Genomic DNA, 5936 nt, shown 5'->3' with positions numbered 1-5936 from the left:
CGTATTCCGACGGCACCGAACCCGAGATGATCGACCGGCTCCGGGCCGCCGCCCTGTTCGCGCAGCCACATCACCATGCGCCGCACTTCGGCCATGCTCATCGGGCCGCCGATTTCGTCCAGGTAGCCGCCCATCGGCGTGCCGGGGCGGCCGTAGGCGATCGATTCGCGCAGCACCCAGGGGAAGGCCGTGCGAAGCAGCGATTCGGACTTGAGCGAGGGCGCGTGGTCATTGGCATGGCCGGCGCGGTCGGGGCCGTGGCAAAGGGCGCAGTAACGCTGGTAGTCGGCTTCCGCGGCGGCGGCGTCTTCGGGGGGCAGCGGCGGCGGCGCGGGCCGGGCCTGGGCCGATACGGCCAGCGGCGAGACCAGCAGCAGCGCTGCCAGCAGGACTTTGGGGCTGGATGGGATCATGCCGGTCATGCGCTCCGCGGGAAGTGTCCCTACTTTGCCACACGGCCGGTCCGTCGCGGACCGGCCATGGGCAGAGGCATGACGTGGCGGCTCAGGCGGTGTTCTGCGCGTGCCAGGCTTTGAGCAGCTCAGCCTCGGCTTCGCGGGAAATGCCGGCGCGCACCTCGGCCTGGCGCGCTTCCGGCAGGCCCTGGTACCAGGCCAGCAGGTCGGCCACGGTGGTGGCCAGCGGCCGGAACGTCAGCCCGGCGGCGATGGCGCGGGCATTGCTGACCGTGCCATAGCCCGAGTACGGCGAGCCGGCGCGCGGCACCCAGATCGGCAGCGCGACTTCGTTTTTCTCGATGAATTCCGGCGGCACGTGGGTGAAGCTGGCCGGGCCGCCGGTCACCGCGTGGCATCCGTGCACGGCGGCGTCCATGGTCAGCGTGTAGTCCGGGCCGCAGGCATTGAACACGCCGGTGGTGCCGTTTTCGGCCAGGCGGATCATCCATTCGCCCAGGTCGCGGCCGTCGATGATCTGGATCGGGTCGTCGCCGTCTCCGGGCACCATGATCTCGCCGCCTTGCGCGATGCGCTTGGGCCAGTAGGTGAAACGGTCGGTTTCGTCGCGCGGGCCGACGATGTAACCCGGGCGCACGATGGTGACGTTCTTGCCGAACTGCTTGTGCGCCTCGGCTTCGCTCAGGGCCTTGAGCTGGCCGTAGAGTTCCATGTTGGCGCGCATGCTTTCCCAGGTCTCGGCCATCGCATCCTTGCCGGCGTACTGCGCCAGTCCCGAGTCTTCATCAATGCCGTGTTTGCTGCCGTCGGCGTACACCGAGATGGTGGAGATGAACAGGTAATGCCCGACGTTGCCTGCCAGCACCTTGCCGGCGTCGCGCACCCAGTACGGCAGGCTGGTGGGGTTGTCGATGCACACGTCCCACTTGCGGCCCTCGAGTGACTTCAGGTCGCCGGTATTGCGGTCGCCCGAAAGCTGCTCCACCTGGTCCGCCCACTCCAGCGCCGGGCGCTTGCCGCGGTTGAAGGTGGTGACCTTGTGCCCGCGCGCCAGTGCATAGGCCACCTGGAAGGGCCCGGTGAAGCCGGTGCCGCCCAGGATCAGGATGTTCAGCGGCTTCGCCGCCTTCGGAATGTTCGCCATGGCCGCGGACGCGGCGGCGAAGGACGGCAAGGCGGCGCCGGCGGCCGCAAGGGCCCCGAGCTTGAGCAGGTCGCGACGGGTGGTCATGGTGTTCCCCTGGGTTGGTGGGCGCGGCGTCAGGCTCGCACAGTGGCAGGCCCCGGCGCCGGCCGCACATGGCGAAAGTTGGGGTCCCGCCGGCGGGCACGTAGACTGCCCCTTGCCCCCTTCACGAGCCCGCCATGACCGACCTGGCCCTCAAGGAAACCGAGCTCTACGCCCGCGCCTATGCCGCGGTGGACGCAGGGGAACTGGAAGCCGCCCTGCCGCTGTTCGGACGCCTCGCCGAGGCGGAGCCCGACAACCCCGCCTTCCAGTACATGCTGGGGCTGGTGCACAAGTACCGCTTCGAGTGGGCGCAAAGCCTGGCCTGCAACCTGCGCGCCCTGGCGCTGTTCAAAGGGCCCGACGAAGCCACCCTATGGAATGCCGGCATCGCCGCCACCGGGCTGGGCGACTGGTCGCAGGCGCGCCAGTGCTGGGAACAGGCGGGCATCCGGATCGCCCCGGGCACCGGTCCCGTCCTGGGCAACTTCGGCCGGGCCTGCGTTCGGCTCAACGCCTGGGACGAGGGCGAAACCCTGTGGGCAAGCCGGCTCGACCCCTGCCGCGCCCGCATCGAAAACGTGCCCTACCCCGAAAGTGGCTACCGCTTCGGCGACGTCGTGCTGCACGACGGCGCCAGCACCGGACGGCGTGAATCCCACGGGCGCACCTATCCGGTCCTGAATGTCTTCCAGCGCCTCGAACGTTCACATTTCGACACTTTTGAAGTGGAACTGACCTGCCCGGCGCCCGAAGACATCGAAGAACTGCTGCGCATGCAGCGGCCCGGAATCGGCCTGGCCGAGGACTGGACGTCCAGCGTCCGCGCGCTTTGCAGGCAGTGCAGCCTGGGCATCGCCCACGACCACCACGACCAGGACGAAGAGCAACCACGCTGGAACCCGGAGCGGCATCTCGGCCTGGCGGCGCAGGCGCATAGCTCGGCAGAACGCCTGCTCCGGGACTGGGCGGCCGCCGGATCGGGCCGGAAACCGGAATCGATCACGCGATCCGCCCACGAACCAGGCCCACCCGCTGATGGCTTCGCGTGGTGGCGCGGCGCGGACGAAGACGAGGAAGAAGAGCATGCCGACCAGGCATAAGGCACACCCGGCGGTGCGGCTGCTGGGCGCCCTGCCCGATGCGCTGACGGCGGGGTTTTTCGTGGTGCTGTGGGTGGCGCCGCAGCTGCTGTGGCCGCAGGCCCTGCGCACGGGCCTGCTGATGATGCTGGTGGAATTCATCCTGGTGCACGCGGCCGGCATGCTGGGCGGGATCGTGCTGGCGCGCGAGGGCCAGGCCGGTAGCCGGTGGAAGCCGATCCTCGGTTTTGGCGCGTTCTATCTCGTGTTCATCGCGGCCTGGGCCTGGCAGTTCCAGGCCTGGTGGCCGCTGCTGGCCCTGGGCTGGCTGCTGGCCGGCAAGCTGGCCCTGGTGCTGCAGCCGCTGCCCAGCGCCGACAAGCGCCACCAACTGGCTTCGGACTGGGCCATCGGCGTGATGGCCTACCTGGCCGGCGTGTTCCTCACCACCTTCCTGCCCCTGCCGCGTCTTGGCCTCGACCGCGCGATCGTTGCCGCCGCCGATCTGCCCGGCGATGGCGGCCACTGGCTGACGCACCCGCAGTCGGTGATTGCCTTCGGCGTCTTCTACTTCGGCGTGCTGGCGCTGGTGAAGGCCCTGGGCTGGCGGCTGCCGGCGGCGCAGCTGACCGCCGCCCAGGGCAAATAAGCCCGGTCAGCGCTTGGGCTGCAGGTGGTCGCGGCGTTCGGCGATGGCCTTGGCCGCGGCCAGGATCACGTCACCGGGAATGCGCACCGTGTAATCCGGATGGCTGTAGCCGAACTGCAGCGTGCCTTCGGCATCGACGATGAAAACCGAAGGCACCGGCAGCGCACGATGGCTTGCGCCGGACGCGGCTTCCAGGTCGATGCCGTATTCCTTGTACTTGGCTGCGGTGGCGTCATCGACGCGGAAGCCGATGCCAAAGGCGCGCAGAGCATCGGCCTGGCTGTCGGACAGCAACGTGTAGGTGAGGTCACCGGTGTCGAGCGACTTCGACAGTTCTTCCGGACGGTCCGGGCTGATGGCGATCATCTGGTAACCCAGCGCCTTGGCCTGTTCCTCGACCAGGCGCAGCTCGCTCAGCTGCAGGTTGCAGTAAGGGCACCAGCCGCCGCGGTAGAACACCAGGATCGCGGGTTTGCCGGCGACCTGCCTGGCCAGCGTGGTGGGCTTGCCCTCGACGGTCCGCAGGGCGACGTCGGGCATCTTCGAGCCCAGCAGGATGGGACGGATCTCGGTGGCCGAGGCGGCGATTTCGGCAGCGGCGGCCCAACCGCTGGCAGCGGTGAGCATAAGTACGGCAAGGGCGTGGCGGATCATGGTGGTCTCCAGCGTGAGTTCCCTTCCCCAGAGTGCCGCAAAGGGAAAAAGGATTCGTGAACCCTTCAGCTGGAGCCGCGCAACGCCTGCTTCAAGGCTTGGTTCAGCGGGCCAGGCAGCGCCGGTAGCGGTCGTATACGCGATTGGCGAACCAGGCGGTGCTCAGTTCGCGGGTGATCTTGGGGCTTTCCAGGCGGATGCCCGGCAGCAGTTCGCGCGGCAGGGTCTTGCCGGCCCGTGCTTCGGCAATGGCAAAGACCTGGCGGAACAGCGCGCTGTCGTTGAAGTCCAGCCGGTCGCCCTGCCCCAGCGCGCGCCGGATGCCGCGATCGTCCAGGCCCAGCTGCCCGCCGAGTTGCCGCACGGCACGTTCGGTTTCGCCGGGCTGGTCCAGCGGCGCGCCGGGATTGAGCAGGTCGCCGTCGAGCGCCAGCTCGCGGCCGGTGGCCACCGCCACGGCGTTCTGGAAGGCGGCGTTGCGGCTGGCGTACCAGCCGGCGTTGTAGTCGGCGAAACGATGCACTTTGCGCACGTACGGGGTTTCATAACCCAGCAGGTGGGCGATGCCGAAATACATGCCGCCGCGGCGGGTGAAGACTTCGCGGCGGATGCTGCCTTGCATTTCGTAGGGATAACCGCGGGCATTGGCTTCGGCGAACGGGATCGACACCTGCATCGGCCCGCCGGTCTGCACCGGGTTCCAGTTCTCGAACAGGCGCTTGCCCAGCGGCACGCGGCCGACCAGGTCTTCGTACACCTCGCTGAGCTCACGCTCGGTGCGAACCACCGCCAGCCGCTCGGCATAACTGCGGCCGTCGCTGGACGGCAGCTTCAGCGCGGTGTTCAGGGCGAAAACCGGGATGTGTTTTGCCTTGGCGCGGCGTTCGAGTTCGGCCCGCGAAACCCTGGCCAGGTTCGGCACCACCGGGTCGGCGACGTAGCCCGATTCCTGTTCAAGCACGGCCAGCACCGAGCAGATGTTCTCGGGGTTGGCCGGAATCCTCTGCGCCTGCATGGCCACGGCGATGTCGGTGGCCCAGCCTTGCCGGTCCGCCACGTTCGCCGGGATGCGGCGGGCCACGTCCTCCCGGACCTCTTGCAACGAAGGCCCGCGCGGCGCGGTGGCGCAGGCGCCAAGCAGCAGCGCGAACAGGGCCAGGCCGGTCAGGCGCAGGGCGCGGACCGTAGGCAAACCCTCAGGCCGCCTGCTGCAGGGCCAGCACGCCCATGACCACGGCGTAGACGAACATTGCCGCCACGAGCACCCAGGTGAGATAGGTCCAGCGGGTGGGCCGCCTGCCGGCCCGCACGCGGGCCCACGTAATCGGCGCGTAAACCAGCAGCAGGACCGCGGCCGGGAAGAAATAATAAAACGCAGGAGGCATGTTCATCGTCCGGACCCCGCGCTCAGGGGTTCGCCAGCGCGTAGTCCAGCGCCGCGCGCACGGCCGCCACCTGGGCGTCGTTGCACTGCCGGGGCGTGGCGCGCGGGCTGTCGGGGTAAACCTCGGTGGTGCTGCGGTATTTCGCCCGGGTAAGACCCGCACAAAGGCCCAGGTCTCGGCAGGGATAGTTGATGATGCCGTGCGCCACGACTTTCGAACCGATGATTTCGCCCTTCTCGTCGGCCGGGGCGATATGGGTCACTTTTTCCACCCCGGCGATGATCGCCTGCTGGAAATCCGGCTGCGGGTCTTCGGTGTCGCCGCACAGGTAGAACCCGTCCGGGATGCCCTCGGGCTCGGTGGTCTTGCCGTCGCGGGAGGCCTTGGCCGGGCGGAACTCGGAATCGTCGGTGTCGGTGGTTTCGTGCAGGTCGATGTGCAGCACGAACCGGTCGGCCATCGGCCCGACGAAATTCACCAGCGCGGCCGATTCGGCGCAGGGGCTGTCAGCCACAAAGCTGC

The 5936-nt window shown here is 68.7% G+C and carries 7 protein-coding genes and 1 pseudogene; 2 read left to right on the top strand and 6 right to left on the bottom strand.

What is annotated here, in order from left to right; all coding sequences use genetic code 11:
* Together AACZ35_RS11540 and AACZ35_RS11535 are read right to left on the bottom strand one after the other, a co-directional pair.
* Nucleotides 1–413, bottom strand: a 413-nt coding sequence (locus tag AACZ35_RS11540) for a cytochrome c (RefSeq protein WP_339829394.1), incomplete at its 3' end; no start/stop codon positions are given.
* 91 nt (nt 414–504) lie between these two features.
* Complete coding sequence (locus AACZ35_RS11535; RefSeq protein WP_339829392.1) at nt 505–1647, bottom strand: NAD-dependent epimerase/dehydratase family protein; 1143 nt, start codon at nt 1645–1647, stop codon at nt 505–507.
* A 134-nt stretch (nt 1648–1781) separates the two neighbouring features.
* On the opposite strand from AACZ35_RS11535, the gene AACZ35_RS11530 reads away from it, so the two are divergent.
* Nucleotides 1782–2747 carry a hypothetical protein gene (locus tag AACZ35_RS11530; protein ID WP_339829389.1) on the top strand — a complete coding sequence of 322 codons (966 nt, stop codon included), beginning with the start codon at nt 1782–1784 and terminating at the stop codon, nt 2745–2747.
* Nucleotides 2731–3375, top strand: coding sequence for a hypothetical protein (locus tag AACZ35_RS11525; RefSeq protein WP_339829387.1), 645 nt, complete (start codon nt 2731–2733; stop codon nt 3373–3375). Before AACZ35_RS11530 ends, AACZ35_RS11525 begins: the two co-directional genes overlap by 17 nt.
* 6 nt (nt 3376–3381) lie before the next feature.
* On the opposite strand, the gene AACZ35_RS11520 is transcribed toward AACZ35_RS11525, so the two are convergent.
* From AACZ35_RS11520 to AACZ35_RS11505, 4 genes and pseudogenes are all read right to left on the bottom strand, one after another.
* On the bottom strand, nt 3382–4029 hold the full coding sequence (locus tag AACZ35_RS11520) for a peroxiredoxin-like family protein (protein ID WP_339829385.1): 648 nt from the start codon (nt 4027–4029) through the stop codon (nt 3382–3384).
* Nucleotides 4030–4132: 103 nt separating this feature from the next.
* Nucleotides 4133–5221, bottom strand: coding sequence for a DUF1615 domain-containing protein (locus AACZ35_RS11515; RefSeq protein ID WP_339829383.1), 1089 nt, complete (start codon nt 5219–5221; stop codon nt 4133–4135).
* A gap of 4 nt (nt 5222–5225) precedes the next feature.
* Nucleotides 5226–5420 carry a hypothetical protein gene (locus tag AACZ35_RS11510; protein ID WP_339829380.1) on the bottom strand — a complete coding sequence of 65 codons (195 nt, stop codon included), beginning with the start codon at nt 5418–5420 and terminating at the stop codon, nt 5226–5228.
* A gap of 16 nt (nt 5421–5436) precedes the next feature.
* Nucleotides 5437–5936: pseudogene (locus tag AACZ35_RS11505) on the bottom strand (peptidase); the annotation flags it as partial.

Source organism: uncultured Arenimonas sp., from assembly GCF_963976025.1.
Lineage (GTDB): Bacteria > Pseudomonadota > Gammaproteobacteria > Xanthomonadales > Xanthomonadaceae > Arenimonas.
This window is presented reverse-complemented; position numbering and strand designations above follow the sequence as displayed.